Below are 17,149 nucleotides of genomic sequence, written 5' to 3'. Positions count from 1 at the left end.
TATAATTTCAGTAAGCCCTGGCCCAATAGACCAGCTTCTCAGCCGGTTTCCCGCAGCAGACACATCCATCAGCAAGCTTCTCCTGCTCAAAAGGCATGCATCTTGATGTAGCCCCTGTTTCTTCTTTAATCCTGTCTTCACATTGCCTGTCACCGCACCACATGGCTTTGACGAATCCGGCTTTTTCTTCAATTATCTTTTGGAGTTCCCCAAATGTAACAGCATCCGCTGTCTTTTGTTCCCTATGCTCAAGAGCCCTTCTGTACAGATTTTCCTGGATATCCGTCAACAGCTCATGAATCCTGCTTTCAACTTCAGCCTCAGGCACGATAATCTTCTCCCCGGTGTCGCGCCTTGCCAGCACCACCTGCCCTTTTTCAATATCCTTAGGACCAACTTCCAGCCGCAGGGGAATCCCTTTCATTTCATACTCATTGAACTTCCAGCCCGGCTTTTTATCACTTGCATCTATATCCGCACGAACAGAGGCACCGAGCTGTTTTTTTAGTTCATAGGCATAATCGAGCACGCCTTCCTTGTGCTGGGCTACAGGAACAATCATCACCTGGACCGGTGCTGCATTCGGCGGAATCACCAGTCCCCTGTCATCTCCATGGACCATAATCATGGCACCAATGATGCGGGTTGTGAAGCCCCAGGACGTCTGGTGGACATATTGCTGTTTTCCTTCTTTATTTAAAAACTGAATTCCAAACGCTTTTGCGAATCCATCGCCCAAATGGTGAGAGGTGCCTGACTGCAGCGCTTTGCCATCATGCATCAAGCTTTCAATGGTGTAGGTCATCTTGGCTCCGGCGAATTTTTCTTTATCCGTCTTCTGTCCTTTCACCACTGGGATCGCCAGCACTTTTTCGCATACTTCGGCATAGACATTCAGCATTTTTACTGTTTCGTCGAGTGCTTCTTCGTCGGATGCGTGGCAGGTGTGGCCCTCCTGCCACAGGAATTCAAGGGTCCTCAGGAAAGGCCGGGTGGTTTTTTCCCAGCGCACAACGTTGGACCATTGATTATAGAGCTTAGGCAGGTCGCGGTAAGAGTGGATGATGTTTTTATAGTGCTCGGCAAACAGCACTTCTGATGTGGGACGTACACACAGGCGCTCTGCCAGTTTTTCTTCTCCTCCATGAGTGACCCAGGCGACCTCTGGGGCAAAACCTTCTATATGGTCTTTTTCCTTTTGAAGGAGGCTCTCAGGGATAAACAGCGGCATATATAAATTTTCATGGCCTGTTTCCTTGAAGCGCCGATCCAGCTCACGCTTAATATTTTCCCATAATTCATACCCATACGGCCGGATGATCATAGATCCCCGCACGCTTGAGTAATCAATCAAATCCGCCTTTGTCACCACATCGGTATACCACTGGGCGAAATCCTCATCCATCGAGGTAATTTCCTTCACAAACTCTTTAGCCATACTTCTCAACCTCATTTCCTGATAATAGAAAATTATTTTCCGCAGTTCGACTTGTCCGGAACGCGAGGAAAGCAAAAAAGCCCCCTTCAAAAAAGGGACCAGGAAATTGGCGGTACCACCCTTCTTTAAAGCAGCGCTTTACACTCTTCCATGATAACGGATGGCTCCGCATATATCTTTTCGATACAGAACTCAGAGGCAGGTTCAACGGAGTGTCTATAGGGACCTTTCAGAAAGCGGCCCCCTCTCTGGGATAGACAATTGTTCGTTTACTGATCCTCTTCGGCGTTTTTGTGTTTTATGAAATTATAGTTAAATCTTCCACATGATGTCAAATTGTTTTTATATCGAGTTAATATATTCCAATTAATAGCCTGTCAGTTTTAAAGCGTGCAAAAGCAGGTAAAAAAAGAGACACCTTAGATTAGGAGGAAGATAAAAATATGAATTGCAAATTTATAGCATATTTAGCCGCGGCAGTTGTTGTCATTGCGCTTCAGCAGCCAGTTCAGGCAGAAAAGCAAGACACAGATACAAAAGTATTCCTGATCTCATTCGACGGAATGAAAAACGATACCACCAGGAGGTATCTCAAAGAAAATAAGCTTCCCCACATTCAAAAACTGGTCAAAAAGGGCATGATGGCAGAAAGACCCTCCACTATATCACCTTCTCTCACAGCCCCTTCCCACGCAGCCATTGCCACCGGGGCAGGACCCGGTCAGACAGGAATCGTCAGCAATCAATGGCATGATCCAAAAAAAGACTATCATAACAAGGATGATGGTTTTCAAACAAAGATTGAGGTGTCCCCGATTTGGAGCGAAGCAAGAAAAAGCGGAAAAACGACTGCCACGATTGCCTTTCCAGGGGCAAACCCCAAAAAAGGGAAACAAGGGGATTTTTCTATCTTCTACGGCAAAACATGGGCAGCTTCTGCAAGGGAGCATCTAAAGTTTAAAATCGCCAGGGAATGGAAGGGTTTGCCAGACAGCTTCAGCACCCCGAAGGAATCAACCCTTCCAATCCAAATAAAAAACGAGAAAAACCATCTGCTCCATATCCTTGCCGTCGATACTTCGGATGACCAAGGACCAAACTATGATACATTCTATATTTCGGAAGATAAGGTAATCGACAGGAATGACTCAAAGACAAACGGACAACAATGGGGTTCCCTGCTGCTTAATCTGGACACAGAAGAAGGAGCCGGTTTTTCATATAAAATCCGCACTGATAACAACAATCTTGATTCCCCCGTGGCCTTCTACCGTACAGCGGTGACATCTGGAAATATCAAAGGGCCCAAAGGTTTCCCTGAAGAAATAAAGAAACGATTCAAATTCTTTCCGGTACAGGATGATAACGAGGCCCTTGAGAAAGGCTGGATAACCCGCAGGGAGTATGAAGAAATCAGCACCCGGTTTGTCATGTGGGTGACGGATGTCTCCTTGTTTATCAAAGAAAAGTATAATCCTGACCTTGTCATGATGTATGCGCCGCAGATTGACCATGAACAGCATAAGTACCTGCTGACTGACCCCAGGCAGCCAGGCTACAGCGAAGAAAAGAAAAAGCAGTATGCAGGCTATATCAGATGGTCCTACCGGCTCGCTGACCGCGTTGTCGGCAAAACAATCGAGGTGCTGAAAAAACATGACCAGCTGCTGGTTGTTTCTGACCATGGCATGGAGCCTGCCCATACTACCCTTCTGCCCAATAAGGTATTGAAGGATGCGGGTCTCCTTACTGTAAAGAAAGATGGCGGGATTGATTTCAGCAAAACAAAAGCATACGCCATCCCCAGCAGTTCCGTAGCACATGTTTATATTAATGCTGAACCGAAAGAAAAAGAAGGAACGGTACCAGAGGAAGACTATGAGGCAGTCAGGGAGAAAATCATCCACATCTTCAAGGAAGCTGAAGTGAAAAGAAATAAAAAAGGTGCTGTTGTATCCTATGAACTATCGGAAATGGCAAGCACAATCAAAAACGAGGGATTTTCCTTCCCGGTAATCAAGGAGCGGACAGGTGCAGCCTGGAATCACGTGTTCGGCGGCAGTGTGCACCCCTATGAACAAGCAGTCAAAACAAAGCAGGGCCCTGGAGACGAAGGGAACCATTCCGGGGACATCATTTTATTCGGGGCACCAGGGTATATAATGGGCAGCGGCATGACCAGACAGTCACTGCCTGCCACCGAGCTTGGCACCCATGGAGGTGATCCTCAGCGGGAAGAACTCCGCCCTGTCTTTATTGCATACGGCAGCCAATTTGATGGGGACACAAAAATCAAGAATATGTCCACACTTGATATTGCACCGACAATTTATAATCTGCTTAAGGTAAAGAAGCCGTTATTTATTGCAGGAAAACCCCTTGACAAAACAAATACAAATGTATCCAGGTAAAAAAAATTAGTTTATACCCTTTGGCTCCGGGTAAAAAAGACCTGTAGCGAAAAATAAAAAACTCATCTTAAAAATTTTCAGATGGTGAAGGAGGAAACATCAATGGCAAAGCAAGTTGTTGGAGTATTTGATTCACAGCACGAGGCAGTGGAGGCAATCAGAGGTCTAACTTCACAAGGATATGATAACGATCAGATCACGGTCATCACCAATAGAAGAGACAATGATATGCTTGAAAACCGCACAGGAACAACAGTTGAAAGCGGCACTGGAGCCGGCACCGGCACAAATCATGATGGTGATTCATTTTGGGACAAGGTGAAGGACTATTTCACAATGGATGACGACACAACCGGCCGCAGCCGTCTTTCAAGCCTTGGACTATCTGAATCTGACGAATCCAGGTATGCGTCTCAATTAGATGATGGTAAATATATTGTAGCAGTGGACGGAAGCGGCAGCAGCGCGGCGGCAGGAACTGCATATGACAGCGGCACGGACGCAACATTGACTGGTACCCCAGGCGTATCAGGTACCGACTTAAACAGTGGAACAGGGGTTTACAATGATGGAACAGGCACTGCCTATGAGTATGATAATGATAGGGATTCAACCCTGACCGGAACTCCGGGTGCAGGCACATCCGGCGTTGACCGGGGAGCAGATACCTTCAGTTCAACAGGAGGCTTTGACTCCACAGCAGGTACAAGAGATACAAACACAACAGCCGGAGCTAACTATGTCCGCGATAACGAAACGGATGAAGAGCGCACAGTGAGACTGCGTGAAGAGCGTCTGAATGTAGATAAAAGAGAAGTACAGACCGGCGAAGTGGAAGTCAATAAAGAAGTTTACGAAGAACGTGCCGATGTGGATGTTCCAGTAAAGCATGAGGAAGTGTATGTGGAGAGACGTTCGGTGAATGAACCTGCTGATGCAGCAGACTTCGACACGGCTGCTGAGAACGAAACAATCCGTGTTCCGATTGTAGAGGAGCAGATTGAAGTTACGAAAAAACCGGTAGTAACCGATGAAATCGTAATCGGCAAAAAGACCGTTGAAGAGACAGAGCATGTATCTGAAACGGTCCGCAAAGAGGATGCTACCCTTGATACTAAAGGCAACACAACTGTGGATGGGGACAGTACCCTGGGCAGCAAGCGTAACGATAAATTCTAATCGCATAAATAAAAAAAGTCAGGCAGATTGCCTGACTTTTTTTTGTAAAAATGGCGGAGGTCCTTCTAGCTGGAGGGTCTGAACATTTTTTCCAGCACTCCTGTTATGCCGTGCTCCGCTTATGCATGGGTTGCGGGCAGCAAACTCATGCATGTTTTTATGCGCTCTTTCTCAGTGTACTTCCAATTGATTTCTTCTTTTTGGAAGAGCCTCTATAATGTCTGTCCAGCATCTTAGCAAGGAGCCTTGCCAGGATATTGAAAACAAGAACCATGACAATCAGTATGGCTGCCGACTTAGTGGCTATAGCCCCTGCATCCGGGACAATTCCTTCTGAGTTCAGTTTCCATATATGGACGGCAAGAGTTTCGGCCGGCCTGAACACATTGAACGGATTGACCGGGCTGGATAAATCTGCAGCTGTGTTCAGCATTGGTGTTGTAAGTCCGGCAGTATAGATGAGCGCTGCAGCTTCACCGAATACCCGGCCGGCTGACAGGATGACGCCTGTAATGATTTCCTGCATGGCAGTCGGCAGTGATACCTTAACGAGTGTCTGCCACTTGGTGGCTCCCATGCCGTAGCTTGCTTCCTTCACATTCTGCGGCACTGATGCAATTGCCGATTCACATACGCGGGTCAATCCCGGCAGGTTCAAGATTGTTAACACAAGGGCACCGCCGATGAGCGTGTAACCCCAGCGGGCTAGTGTGACAAATATCAATAAACCAAAGAGTCCTACTACGATAGATGGCAGAGATGCCATGGTTTCAATACAGAGTCTTACGAAATTCAGGAAACGTCCCTGCCTGGCATATTCAGCCAGGTAGATGCCTGCCCCAAGTCCAAGCGGTACGGAAATTACCAGTGCCAGAACTAATAAATAAAAGGAGTTAAAGAGCTGCGGACCTACTCCCCCGCCCGCCATGGTATTGCTCGGACGGCCAAAAAGAAAGGCAGGATCCCAGAATCCCCAGCCGTTCGTGATGATCTTGAATACGAGAAAAACAAGCAATGCTATAACAGAAAAGGCTACGGCATAAAATATGCCTGTCCATATATTGTTTACTGTCCTTGCAGAACTTCTCATGCTGCATTACCCCCTTTTTTGCCGATCAGCCTGATGATCAGAATAAACATGAATGAAATGAGCAGCAGAATCATGGCGAGGGTCCACAATGCGTTATTCCACGCAGTCCCATTCAAGGTGTTGGACATATCCATGGACAGAATGCCTGTCAGGGTCGAGGTCGGGCTGTACAGGCTGTCTGGCAGCCTCACTGTGTTTCCGATAACCATCTGGACTGCGAGCGCTTCGCCAAATGCCCTGGCAAGACCTAATACCACCCCGGTCATGATCCCTTTTTTCGCAGCCGGCACTACAATGCGGCTCACGGCCTGCCAGCGGGTGGAGCCGAGTCCGTAGGAAGCCTCCAGATAGGCTGGCGACACACCCCGGATCGCGTCATCTGCAATGCTTGCAATCGTCGGCAGGATCATGATGCTGAGTACAATAATACCAGCTATCAAGCTGAATCCTACTCCTCCAAAATTTTCACGGAGCAGGGGCACAAGTATGGTGACACCCAGGAAACCATAAACAACAGAAGGAATGCCGACCAATAGTTCCAGGACAGGCTTCAGGAATCTGGCACCGAATTTTGGTGCAATATGATTATTGAAAATAGCGATGGCAATTCCGATCGGAGCAGCAATCAATACAGCCCCAATCGAGACAGCCGTGGAGCCGGCAATGAATACCAGGGCACCGTAAGACTTGTTTCCAGGGCTCCATGTACTGGAGCCAAGGATTTCACCAAGGGAGATCTTACTGTCAAAGAAGGACTGCATTCCCTTTTGGCAAATGAAAATAATAATTGCAAGTGTCACAAACACGATTAAAAATCCGCAGATTGTCACCAGTGTTCTGCCGATATATTCATTTTTTACATAGTTAATGGATTGTTTCCCCTTCATCCTTAACACCGCCCTGCCATTTATAGTCTGTCACACCGAAGAAGGCTGGCTCATCCAGGCCAGCCTTGCATTCAGTTGGTTTTTTACTTCAATTCGCTCATTGGGATATAACCCATTTCTTCTACTTTATCAGCGAACTCATCACCAGATACGTAATCAATGTACCCTTTGACTGCTTCTTTTGGCTGTCCTTTTGTAATCATATATTCATATGACCAGAATGGATATTTTTTGCTGGCTACATTTTCAATGGAAGCTTCTACATCATTGATTTTCAAGGTTTTCATGCTTTCCTTCTTGTCTCCAACGAAGTAGCTCATCGCCAGGTAGCTGACTGCACCCGGTGTGGAGTTCACTGACTGTTCAACTGCACCGCTTGAATCCTGGGCAGTACCGATGCCGTCATTGACTTTCACACCCTTCATCAAAGTCTTTTCAAACGTTGCACGTGTACCAGATGAAGCCGGTCGGTTGATTACATTGATCTTCTCATCGTTTCCGCCAACTTCTTTCCAATTTTTATACTTGCCAGAGAATATGCCTTGAATCTGCTCTTCTGTTAACGAATCAACTTTTACATCTTTGTTCACTACAAGTGAAAATGCGATTCCGGCAACCTTTGTATCTACAAGCTTGTCTGCTTGGGCTTTATCTTCAATTTTTTCAGCTGAAGGAACATCAGAGTTACCGATATCAACAGCGCCTGCGGCTACCTGATTTACACCAGTTCCGCTTCCGCCGCCTTGAACGGTTACTGAAAGGTTAGGATATTTGCCAGTAATTTCATTGGCTGCTTCTTCTGCAAGCGGCTGAAGTGCTGTTGATCCCGCTGCAGTCAAGGTTCCAGATAATTCTTCTGCTTTTGCACCATTTTTATCTGATGATTTTTCTTCAGAATTTCCGCATCCTGCAAGGGCGCCTGCCATTACCAATGCTGCCATCGTTACTTTAAATCCTTTTACCTTCATTTCTTTTTCCCCCTAATTTATATATGAGTTTGAAAATCCAGGTCTTTGTGCTCTGTGCTTTCTTAGTACATTTTCATTATAGTGAGCGAATGTTGTCTCCATATGAAGGCAGTTTTAATAATTTGTAAATTCACCAGTGGTTAACTTTTTTAGTCAGAAAACCGTTAGAACCCAGCAGCCAAGCCTAACCCGGGCATACTGCCCTCTATCAGCTATTTACATCCATGAAAAAAAGCTGTCTTGTTAACAATTCCTTAACAATTCTATTCGGAATATTTCCCGAGAAATAGCCAAAAAGATACAAAAATAGCCCTATACCATGTATAGGACCTTTAAAAAATCTGTCTTTTCCTGATATGCTGCGTCTTCTTCAGCTCTTCTATTGAAGAAGCGCTAATCCCAAACATAGCAATCCTCAGTTCCGTCTCAATCTGCTTAAACAAGTCGATAAGTGCCTCTGACCCGTCAAAGGCCGGCTTAAGGACCGTACGGCCAATCCCGGCAAGATCGGCGCCAAGGGCAAGCGATTTGGCTCCTTCCACTCCATTTTGAATGCCGCCGCTTGAAATCAGGGTCCCTGTATATCCGGCTTCCCTGGCTTCAAGGATACATTGTGCAGTCGGGATGCCCCAGCCGGCAAATGCCTCCGCTGCTGCCCGTTTTATAGGATCTGTTGACCGGAACTTTTCTACCTGGCTCCATGATGTTCCTCCAGCTCCCGCTGTATCAATGAAGGAGACCCCGGCATCTCCAAGCCTTTTGGCAAGACTTCCGTTAATTCCCCAGCCGACCTCCTTGACCCCAACAGGAACCTCGAGACATTGGCATAACTCTTCTATTTTATATAACAAGCCGCTGAAATTAGTATCTCCCTCATTCTGAAACACCTCCTGGAGGCTGTTCAAATGCAGAACAAGAGCGTCGGCATCGGTAAGCTCCACAATCCGGCGGCATTCATCGGCTCCATAGCCATAATTAAGCTGGACTGCTCCCAGATTCGCAAATAAAGGAATGCTTGGAGCATATTGACGGATCTTAAACGTATGTGCCTGTCCCGGGCTTTCCAGTGCGGCTCTTGTTGAGCCCAGCCCCATCGCCCAGCCCCGCTCCTCGGCAGCTATAGCGAGGTTCCTGTTTATATCGAGCGCCTTGTCTGTCCCCCCGGTCATAGAACTGATTAGGAAAGGGGCAGAAATCTTCCTTCCCAGGAACTCAGTTGAGGTATCAACATGATTATAATCAAGCTCCGGCAGTGCCTGATGGACGAATGTATAGTGTTCAAAGCCTGACGTGATGTTTTCCCCAGTCACATCCTCCTCCAGGCTGATCCGGATATGCTCCGTCTTTCTGCTGCTTATGGATGAATTTTCCGGCATTGTCTGTACCCCTTCCCGTGCTGTTTCCTGTGGTCCTTCATATTGCGTATTTTTTAAAGGGTGCTTCGCATAAATTGGGATCTATGCATTCTACCCACAAAACCCGAAAATAAATAACATTTTTTCAAAAACACCTTTTATGTCATACACGATGATCTATTACAACTTTCCGCCCTATTAGGTTACCCTATAGGATTCGTATAGTCTAGCTGGTTTCACGTGAAACACTTATGATGTTCCTCACCTAATTTATCTCTTCTGTCCTTAGCAGGAAACAAATTGTACCTTCCCCTTTTTTCCATATGCTACACTAAAATCAGAAGTTCAAAACCAGATGCCAGGAGGAGAAGATACGTGACATTTTCAATTGTTGGATATGACCCGGCTGAGAAAGAGTGGGGCATTGCAGTACAGTCGAAGTTTCTAGGAGTAGGAGCGGTTGTTCCATGGGCAAAGGCCGGTGCCGGCTCCGTTGCAACACAATCCTATGCGAATACCGCTTTTGGGCCGGAGGGCCTGACAGCTATGGAGCAGGGTAAAAATGCCGAGGAGACCCTGCATGACCTTCTAAAAGGCGACCCTGACAAGGAAATGCGCCAGGTGGGCTTGATTGATAAAGATGGCCGCCCGGCTACTTTTACCGGAAGCAAGTGCTACGATTGGGCAGGAGGCATAACAGGCCCTCATTTTGCAGCACAGGGGAATATCCTTGTGGATGAAAATACGGTCCGGGCCATGGCGGAAACCTTCACCAGCACGGAAGGGACGCTTGCCGAACGCCTGCTTACGGCACTTGATGCCGGGCAGAAAGCGGGCGGGGACAGCCGGGGGCAGCAGTCTGCGGCAATTCTGGTAGTCAAGGACCAGGGAGGCTACGGGGGCTTTAACGACCGGTTCATCGACCTTAGGGTAGAGGACCATTCGGAGCCGATCACCGAGCTGATTCGTATTTACCACCTTCATCAGCTTTATTTTGCCCCTTCAAAGGAAGAGAATATTACTGCTATCGAAGGGAATATCAAATCCGACCTTGCCGGACAGCTTGTCAGACATGGATATCTGGATGACCGCCATGCGGATGATACAGTCCTTTATAAAGCATTGACCGATTTTCTTCATACTGAGAACTTTGAAGGAAGGGAACAGCCACAGGGCAGGATTGACCTTGAAGTCTTAACTTTTATGAAAAACATGCAATAAACAAAACCTCCGCGGCCAGATGGCTGTGGAGGTTTTTTCGGTGAAAAAGGGGGAGCTGCATGTATTATAAGGCTCCCTGCAGCCAGGCTTGACCATCTTTTACCGGGCTTGCATTCCCGCCTCCGCTTTGCTCCGCTCCATCGCCTTAATACGTTTGTTTTTGCTCTGCTCCAGGTCCTTTCCATGCATGGGCTGCGGGTAAAAAGCTCATGTTTGTTTTCTTTCCTATATAATCTGTCCCTTTCATTTTCTTGTTAGATATTACCTAATCAATAGAATGCATGAACTTTTTATTTGGAGGCAGATTATCTATTAAGGAGGTGAAAACACATGTCATCAAGAAGTGGTTCTAACCGTCAAAAACTAGTACCTGGTGCTCAACAAGCTATCGACCAAATGAAATACGAAATCGCTCAAGAGTTTGGTGTACAACTTGGAGCAGAAACAGTTTCTCGTGCAAACGGATCTGTTGGTGGTGAAATTACTAAGCGTCTGGTAGCAACAGCTCAATCTCAATTAGCAGGTCAAGCTGGTCAATTCTAATAATTGAATAACTGGATCTTGAGGAAGGCTGGCCCTTTGGACAGCCTTCCTTCCTTGTGCAGATCAGGTCTTATTCAAGCACCTCAAGCACCTGCTGCACGTTGCTGTGAGCACGGATGTCCGCCATATTGATGCCTAGCTGGACAGCCGTCTGGGCAAGTGCAGGCCGAATCCCGGTAATCACCGGATCAATACCGAGAAGCTTCAATATGTCGTGTATTTGAAAGAAGTGCTGGGCAACAAACGTATCGAACACATGAATTCCCGAAAAATCTATGATCAGCATGCTGATATCCATACCGGCTATCTTTGGGATTACCTGATTTGTAATATAAGATGCCCTGCTTTCACTAAAATCCCCGATCAGAGGCAGGACAGCCACCCCTTTTTTGATGGGAACAACAGGTGCCGCAAGCTCCAGCATTTCTTTCTCAATCGCTTCAACTGATTCATCTGCTGTCCGGATGATACTTCGGATGGCACCGTCGAATACCTCTGTCACCTTGTCATTTACAGCAAAAATGTCATCAGGGCTGAGTGCCTCTGAAACGCATCTCTTCCTGATATCAATCAAAAATTCCATTCGGAATAAGCAAATAAGGTCTACAAGGTCAGTCTGATTGGTGCCATGTTTTTTCAAAGTACCGAGGCCTTTGTTTAATTCACCTTCTCTATCATTCCCATCCCATTCTTCCCTAAAGCTTATCGCAACAAGGTTAATCAATGAGGCCAGAAGCCTTCGGAAATGTTCACGATTCTCTGTTATGCTGCCTATATCAGATGATTCCTTTTCAAGCAGTTCTTCAATAATTTTATCTTTATCCTCTTCCAGACAGCTTCCTATATTCTTAAGTGCCTGCTTCATCATAATCTCTCCTTGCTGTATGCGCTGCAGCATATATTTTGCTGATTAACTGACTTTAGTCAAATATACCCGCGTTTTTTTATGGTAAAACTCAGCCGCGCCCTCACATGAATTATAACGGTTGATGAAATGACAGCCAGGCTGCTCCCATTGTATAAAAGAAGAGATTTTCTTATAATAGTCTTACTAAGAAAATAAAGGAGTGCATCGGATGAAAGAGGAAGATGCAGCATCACTGCCTGCACCCGATTTAGACGAAGAAACACTCTTTATCGTTTCGCAGACATTCAAGGCTTTGTCAGATCCCACGCGCCTCAGGATTTTGAACCTGCTGTTCAAGGGCGAGCATTCTGTCAACGAGATTGCTGAAAAATTATCCCTTCTTCAAACCACTGTATCCCATCAGCTGCGATTCCTGAAAAATATACGGCTGGTCAAGTTCAGAAGAGAAGGAACCACCCTTTATTATTCCCATGATGACGACCATGTCATAGATGTTTTAAAACAAACGATCGACCATGCCAGACATGTGTAATGGAAAAAAAGCTGTCCTTTAACATTCGCCTAAAAGGACAGCTTTTTTAATTGCAGCAGTTCTCAGCGGAACAGCCGCTTTCTCCCATATCAAATTGAATGGTAACATGATGAAGTTCAAACGAATCATGTAATTGTTTCTTCACTCTTTCCAGGAGCATGGGATAATCGATTCCTGCATCCACTGTAAGATGGCAGCTTAAAGCCGGAAAGTCGGAAGTGATGGACCATACATGCAAATCGTGGACATCTTTTACTTCCTCGATAGAAAGCAGGGATTTCTTCACTTTTTCTACATCAATATTGGACGGTGCCCCCTCCATCAATACGTGAAAGGATTCCTTGGCCACCCTCCATCCGCTGATGATAATCAGAATCCCGACGATGATGCTTGCAATCGGGTCGGCAAGACTCCAGCCAAAGAACATAATGGCCAGCGCTGCCACAATTGCCCCGAAAGAGCCGAGCATATCACCAAGCACGTGCAGGAAGGCACTTCGTACATTCAGATTTTCCTTATCCCCTTTCATCAGGATGAAGGCAGCCAAAATATTCACGACTAGGCCGATTACAGAGATGGCCAGCATGCCCGAGCCTGTCACGGATCGCGGCTCCATAATTCTGTGAACAGCCTCCCAGAAAATGTACAATGATATAACGATTAGCGTGAGCCCATTCAAGAAGGCGGCCAGTATTTCAAAACGTTTGTAGCCATAAGTCTTGGCAAGCGATGCGCCTTTTTCACCGAATTTCAAGGCAAAGAAACTCAACCCGAGCGCTGCCGCATCACTGAGCATATGTCCGGCGTCCGACAGCAGGGCCAGACTGTTTGTAAGTATGCCCCCTATGACCTCAACAATCATGAAAGACGCAATCATGAAAAAGGACAGCTTTAATGCTTTTTTATTGGTTGAATGATGAGAGTGGCCGTGATGGCCGTGGCTATGAGAATGTCCCATCGCTAGTCCCCCTCTATTTATATATGAGTATGTGTTCATATATATTATGTACCTTCTGGAATGTGATTTCAAGAGTGTTTATTTTCCGCTTTTTGCGGTCATTTATGTTAGAGAACTTAAAGAAGCCCTTAAGGCGTTTATACATGTTACCCCCTATCAGGCAAGTGGAAAACATGATTCTTCGAGACAAAAAAAAGAATCCGAAGATTGGATTCTCCTTTTCCAGATATGAAAGGCGGCTATGTGACCTCATTCGGGTCCTTCTGCCAGCAATAGCGGCTGAAATCCGCCATTTCGCCGTTCATCAAACCGGCTCTTATAGTATGCATGTATTCTGCTTCAAGGTCTTATTAATCAATCGTTTGATTAATTAAAGAGAGAGGATTTTCATACATTCTCACGTATGTCCGTAATGCTCCTTCCGCCAAGAAAGGCATGTCCCGTCGTCAGGTTTTCTACAGTTCTAAATCCATACTTCCCATAAACCTTCGCTATTTTTTCGTTGATTGGAAATACCCACAGATTTTGGATTCTCCTTTTTAGAGTTTCAGCCTGGATGTGACGGATCACATATCCAATCAGCCCTCTCCCCCGATATTCTTGGAGAGTCGCCACACTTTCCATGCGGGCATTCTTACCGCTCATAAATAGACAGGCTGTCGCACATGCCTTCCCTTTATAGCGGAGCAGATAATGAACAAAATGCGGAGAGTTGAATTCCTGTTCGAAGGCTTTTTCCCTTACAATCCTGCCTCCGAATTCATGGATACTGCACTCGATTTCGAGCGCTTCCTTGTAGTTATTCCGGGTGACTTCTTCAATGGATATGTCCCCGCTCAAAGCTCCAGCATCCGTCAGCCCGCCAGTCCAAACCTGGACAGGGCTTGCCAGCTCCTCAAAACCAAAGCCTTCCGCCCTCAATTGTGTGATGAATTCCTGCTGAAGCTCCAGATTATACAGGTAAAAACGCGGAATGATTCCCCTCCTCCTGTAAAATTCCTTCACCTCTTCAATCACTGCCTGACCATCCTGCACCGGCCAGCTGATATGTGCATGATTGGCATCATAATACTGCGGCTGCTCTTCATTGCAGAATAGAGATCCCCACTCCCTTTCTGTGCGGGTAGAAAAAGCTTCGAGATAAGATAAATCCATTTCAATTAACTCTTTTAACGAACCCATAATGCTCCCCCTGTTAAAGGCTGACATAACGGCAGCCCCTTTACTTTTCTATTAGAAATTGGCGGCGGCCATATTTCCCCTCTTTGGCCCTTCGCTTACTTTTCAAATGCCATGACCATTTTCCTTGCGCTTTCAGGGCTGTCTTCACCGCTGCGGTTCTTAACGGGTGCAAACTCTTTTTCCCGTGGAACCTGTAGAACGGAAATGCCATCAGCTTCTGGAAAAAGGTCAAAATAAAATTGTTCCAGCTTATATCCATTCGGCTGATCCGGTTTCATTTCGATTCCATTTTCGTCGATGCCCGGTATCGCTTTATGCGCGAAATGGTACGGAAGGGATTTATCCGACATATCCTTCAGATACGCAAGCTTAAATAGATGGATACTGATGTGCGCATTAGTCATGTGAGGGTGTTCGCGCTCTTCCTGTGTCATTTCAGAATACTCGATTACGGAAGGCTTTCCGTCCATCAAGCAGAACACACCTACTTTTTCGTCCGGGCTCCTTTTGGCTGTCGATTTAGTTGCGATGGAAGTATCCTTCTCCTCAGCAAATCCAATGAACAGCGGATCTGCAATCTGGATGATAGCATTATCCACATTATAAAGAAAAACCCACTTTACGCCCCTCTTCTCCATATCTGCCAGTGCACCGCTTGACTTCAGTGCAGAAAAGACGCCGCCATTCCCGTTGGGTGACAGAGAAAGCTGTGACTTGCTCTTCAGCATCACCTTTCCACCCGGAGTGAGGGTTGGCGCGGTAGGCTGGATAAAAAACGTGACTAGAGAAGGATCGTAGCCAAAATAATCATGGCTTTCAAAAAAGTCTCTCGTCTCCCCATCATTGATTGGACTTGTCATGATATACCAGGTAAGGAGGGTGCCTGTCCTCTCCTGCAGCTTCAAAAGCCTTTTCGCCTGGATTTCAAACAGCGATTCATGACCGGGCAGGCCAATATCAAAGGTACCCTTTGGCCCCTTATGGCCAAGCCTTGTACCCTGCCCTCCCGCGAGAAGGACGACAGCTGCTCTCCCCCCGGCTATCAAATCCAGCCCTTTCTGTTCATACCTTCTTTTTTGGTTTTCTTCCATTTCCTCCAGAATATCGTACGGCACTGGTTCAATGTGTGCCTTGGCAGGAGGATTCGGGTTCAAAAGCTTCTCTGCGGCTGACTTAATTTCATCCAGATTAACTTTCTCAATTTCGTCGAGGAGGGATTCCTGCTCTTCCGGCGACAGCTTGTCATAAAAGCGAAGCAGATGAATTTGTCCTGCCTCTGATAATTTCCCCTTGATTCTGTTGTATCGGTCCATATATATTTCTCCTTTATGCTACAGTCTTCTTCTATCCATACCCAACTCGTCAGCAAAAGAAGCAGCAACGAGAACCCCGATTTTCACTATTATTGACTCTTCCATGCCTCATCAAGCGTGTCTCTGAATAAAGCGTCCAGTTTATGAGTAAAATCGGGTATATCAAACTGGATGCTATTTGCATATTCACGCAGGCGCTGAAGTTCACCCGCTAAAAAATCGTGGATGACCGGGATCTTTAATTCCATATCCAGTTCATCGCCCTCCATCTTCCTTTTTAACAGGTTGCTGATTTCCTCCTTCAGCTCTCCATCAGACAGCAGCTCCTCCAGCAGGACAGGGAATTCCAATGGCGGAAACTCATTGAATTTTTCAATCCACAGGGCAGCCAGGATCGGCCTCAGAACATAGAAATATTTCTTGATCTTGACGCGTTCGCCCTGCAGGTACTCCCGGAAGTTCCCATCCGCCATATTTAAATAATGTTGGATGCCGGAAACGGGGGAAAAGAACCTGCCGCTCAGCTCCTTCATCTGACGCACAGCCGAGAAGGCCTTATAATAAACGATTCCCGACCGGAGCCACTCCATAAGGGGCGGATTGGATTTCCTGAAAAGCCTCAGCGCCTTCGTCAGCTCCCAGCCCGTGATGTCCAGCATATCATCGATCGGCAGCTCAATCACATCCCGCTTCTTTCCGATTCCAATTGGATCTATCGTTAAATAATTGATCTTCTTATGTACATAAATAAACCGGACATCATAATCGCTGTCCTTTGACGGAAACTGCCAGGCCCGGCTGCCTGATTCACAGGCATACAAAATCTTTACCTGATAATCTTCCTCTATCTGCTTCAGAGATTCTTTTATTTTTTCATCCATGGGACAGCCTCCTTCTCCATATTTTATACCGCAGGGAAAGGTTCTTTTTACAAGTTTATCACAAAGAATGTAAGGATATATTGCTCCTGCTGCCTACTGCGCACTTGATATTCTCAAGTGCAAGTAAATTCACTATTTCCGCAAGTAAGAAGGAGGGGTCCGCAAGTAAATCCTATGTCTCCGCAAGTAAAGTCCTCCTTTGGCAAGTTACAGTTCCCAGGAGGGGCATTTGGTGGTCAGTTGGCACTTCTTTAAGCAATTTTTTTATCCAAAAACAGGGCAGAAACTGCCCCGCATATCCTGAATTTGTTTGAAAAAGAACG

15 protein-coding genes and 1 other annotated feature are annotated in these 17,149 nt (G+C 46.3%); of the genes, 5 read left to right on the top strand and 10 right to left on the bottom strand.

Annotation, left to right across the window (positions count from 1 at the left end):
* Window positions 1-7: 7 nt before the first annotated feature.
* Entirely contained in the window at window positions 8-1,438 is a 1,431-nt protein-coding gene (proS, locus tag V1501_RS01080) for a proline--tRNA ligase (protein ID WP_409291042.1), read from the bottom strand.
* A gap of 90 nt (window positions 1,439-1,528) precedes the next feature.
* Window positions 1,529-1,733, bottom strand: a binding site (T-box leader).
* Window positions 1,734-1,881: 148 nt separating this feature from the next.
* Between proS and V1501_RS01075 the strand changes: the two genes are divergently transcribed.
* Together V1501_RS01075 and V1501_RS01070 are read left to right on the top strand one after the other, a co-directional pair.
* On the top strand, window positions 1,882-3,849 hold the full coding sequence (locus tag V1501_RS01075; RefSeq protein WP_409291041.1) for an alkaline phosphatase family protein: 1,968 nt from the start codon (window positions 1,882-1,884) through the stop codon (window positions 3,847-3,849).
* 102 nt (window positions 3,850-3,951) lie between these two features.
* The gene (locus V1501_RS01070) at window positions 3,952-5,028 is read left to right on the top strand and encodes a YsnF/AvaK domain-containing protein (RefSeq protein WP_409291040.1); all 1,077 of its coding nucleotides are present in this window, start codon (window positions 3,952-3,954) and stop codon (window positions 5,026-5,028) included.
* Window positions 5,029-5,185: 157 nt separating this feature from the next.
* On the opposite strand, the gene pstA is transcribed toward V1501_RS01070, so the two are convergent.
* The 4 genes from pstA to fni form a co-directional block, all read right to left on the bottom strand.
* Window positions 5,186-6,118 (bottom strand): phosphate ABC transporter permease PstA, encoded by a 933-nt coding sequence (gene pstA, locus V1501_RS01065; protein WP_409291039.1) that lies wholly within the window; start codon window positions 6,116-6,118, stop codon window positions 5,186-5,188.
* On the bottom strand, window positions 6,115-7,005 hold the full coding sequence (gene pstC, locus V1501_RS01060; RefSeq protein WP_409291038.1) for a phosphate ABC transporter permease subunit PstC: 891 nt from the start codon (window positions 7,003-7,005) through the stop codon (window positions 6,115-6,117). The genes pstA and pstC overlap by 4 nt, the downstream gene beginning before the upstream one ends.
* Before the next feature lie 83 nt (window positions 7,006-7,088).
* Window positions 7,089-7,973 carry a phosphate ABC transporter substrate-binding protein PstS family protein gene (locus V1501_RS01055; protein ID WP_409291037.1) on the bottom strand — a complete coding sequence of 295 codons (885 nt, stop codon included), beginning with the start codon at window positions 7,971-7,973 and terminating at the stop codon, window positions 7,089-7,091.
* A 332-nt stretch (window positions 7,974-8,305) separates the two neighbouring features.
* The gene (fni, locus tag V1501_RS01050; protein WP_409291036.1) at window positions 8,306-9,349 is read right to left on the bottom strand and encodes a type 2 isopentenyl-diphosphate Delta-isomerase; all 1,044 of its coding nucleotides are present in this window, start codon (window positions 9,347-9,349) and stop codon (window positions 8,306-8,308) included.
* A gap of 354 nt (window positions 9,350-9,703) precedes the next feature.
* On the opposite strand from fni, the gene V1501_RS01045 reads away from it, so the two are divergent.
* The gene (locus V1501_RS01045; RefSeq protein ID WP_409291035.1) at window positions 9,704-10,549 is read left to right on the top strand and encodes a DUF1028 domain-containing protein; all 846 of its coding nucleotides are present in this window, start codon (window positions 9,704-9,706) and stop codon (window positions 10,547-10,549) included.
* 330 nt (window positions 10,550-10,879) lie between these two features.
* A complete protein-coding gene (locus tag V1501_RS01040) occupies window positions 10,880-11,092 on the top strand; it encodes a small, acid-soluble spore protein, alpha/beta type (protein ID WP_409291034.1) in 213 nt (70 codons plus the stop codon).
* 70 nt (window positions 11,093-11,162) lie between these two features.
* Here V1501_RS01040 and V1501_RS01035 read toward each other — a convergent pair whose 3' ends face one another.
* A complete protein-coding gene (locus V1501_RS01035; protein WP_409291033.1) occupies window positions 11,163-11,960 on the bottom strand; it encodes an STAS domain-containing protein in 798 nt (265 codons plus the stop codon).
* 208 nt (window positions 11,961-12,168) lie between these two features.
* Here V1501_RS01035 and V1501_RS01030 point away from each other — a divergent pair, with 208 nt between their 5' ends.
* A complete protein-coding gene (locus tag V1501_RS01030) occupies window positions 12,169-12,492 on the top strand; it encodes an ArsR/SmtB family transcription factor (RefSeq protein ID WP_409291032.1) in 324 nt (107 codons plus the stop codon).
* A gap of 46 nt (window positions 12,493-12,538) precedes the next feature.
* Here the strand turns inward: V1501_RS01030 and V1501_RS01025 are convergent, their stop codons facing one another.
* The 4 genes from V1501_RS01025 to V1501_RS01010 form a co-directional block, all read right to left on the bottom strand.
* Window positions 12,539-13,450: a cation diffusion facilitator family transporter gene (locus V1501_RS01025; protein ID WP_409291031.1), complete on the bottom strand. Its 912-nt coding sequence runs from the start codon at window positions 13,448-13,450 to the stop codon at window positions 12,539-12,541.
* Between the two features lie 387 nt (window positions 13,451-13,837).
* On the bottom strand, window positions 13,838-14,632 hold the full coding sequence (locus V1501_RS01020) for a GNAT family N-acetyltransferase (protein ID WP_409291029.1): 795 nt from the start codon (window positions 14,630-14,632) through the stop codon (window positions 13,838-13,840).
* A 95-nt stretch (window positions 14,633-14,727) separates the two neighbouring features.
* Window positions 14,728-15,945 (bottom strand): UTP--glucose-1-phosphate uridylyltransferase, encoded by a 1,218-nt coding sequence (locus tag V1501_RS01015; protein WP_409291028.1) that lies wholly within the window; start codon window positions 15,943-15,945, stop codon window positions 14,728-14,730.
* An 89-nt stretch (window positions 15,946-16,034) separates the two neighbouring features.
* Entirely contained in the window at window positions 16,035-16,826 is a 792-nt protein-coding gene (locus V1501_RS01010; RefSeq protein ID WP_409291027.1) for a nucleotidyltransferase domain-containing protein, read from the bottom strand.
* Window positions 16,827-17,149 lie beyond the last annotated feature (323 nt).

The organism is Paraperibacillus esterisolvens (genome assembly GCF_046237625.1).
Taxonomy (GTDB): Bacteria; Bacillota; Bacilli; order Bacillales; family DSM-1321; genus Paraperibacillus; species Paraperibacillus esterisolvens.
This window is presented reverse-complemented; position numbering and strand designations above follow the sequence as displayed.

What these genes read in the sequence shown, in the direction of transcription:
- V1501_RS01030 (WP_409291032.1), top strand. Translation starts at nt 12,169, where the DNA reads ATGAAAGAGGAAGATGCAGCATCACTGCCTGCACCCGATTTAGACGAA.
- fni (WP_409291036.1), bottom strand. Translation starts at nt 9,349, where the DNA reads ATGCCGGAAAATTCATCCATAAGCAGCAGAAAGACGGAGCATATCCGG.
- V1501_RS01075 (WP_409291041.1), top strand. Translation starts at nt 1,882, where the DNA reads ATGAATTGCAAATTTATAGCATATTTAGCCGCGGCAGTTGTTGTCATT.
- V1501_RS01055 (WP_409291037.1), bottom strand. Translation starts at nt 7,973, where the DNA reads ATGAAGGTAAAAGGATTTAAAGTAACGATGGCAGCATTGGTAATGGCA.
- V1501_RS01070 (WP_409291040.1), top strand. Translation starts at nt 3,952, where the DNA reads ATGGCAAAGCAAGTTGTTGGAGTATTTGATTCACAGCACGAGGCAGTG.
- V1501_RS01010 (WP_409291027.1), bottom strand. Translation starts at nt 16,826, where the DNA reads ATGGATGAAAAAATAAAAGAATCTCTGAAGCAGATAGAGGAAGATTAT.
- proS (WP_409291042.1), bottom strand. Translation starts at nt 1,438, where the DNA reads ATGGCTAAAGAGTTTGTGAAGGAAATTACCTCGATGGATGAGGATTTC.
- V1501_RS01035 (WP_409291033.1), bottom strand. Translation starts at nt 11,960, where the DNA reads ATGATGAAGCAGGCACTTAAGAATATAGGAAGCTGTCTGGAAGAGGAT.
- pstA (WP_409291039.1), bottom strand. Translation starts at nt 6,118, where the DNA reads ATGAGAAGTTCTGCAAGGACAGTAAACAATATATGGACAGGCATATTT.
- V1501_RS01020 (WP_409291029.1), bottom strand. Translation starts at nt 14,632, where the DNA reads ATGGGTTCGTTAAAAGAGTTAATTGAAATGGATTTATCTTATCTCGAA.
- V1501_RS01040 (WP_409291034.1), top strand. Translation starts at nt 10,880, where the DNA reads ATGTCATCAAGAAGTGGTTCTAACCGTCAAAAACTAGTACCTGGTGCT.
- V1501_RS01015 (WP_409291028.1), bottom strand. Translation starts at nt 15,945, where the DNA reads ATGGACCGATACAACAGAATCAAGGGGAAATTATCAGAGGCAGGACAA.
- V1501_RS01025 (WP_409291031.1), bottom strand. Translation starts at nt 13,450, where the DNA reads ATGGGACATTCTCATAGCCACGGCCATCACGGCCACTCTCATCATTCA.
- pstC (WP_409291038.1), bottom strand. Translation starts at nt 7,005, where the DNA reads ATGAAGGGGAAACAATCCATTAACTATGTAAAAAATGAATATATCGGC.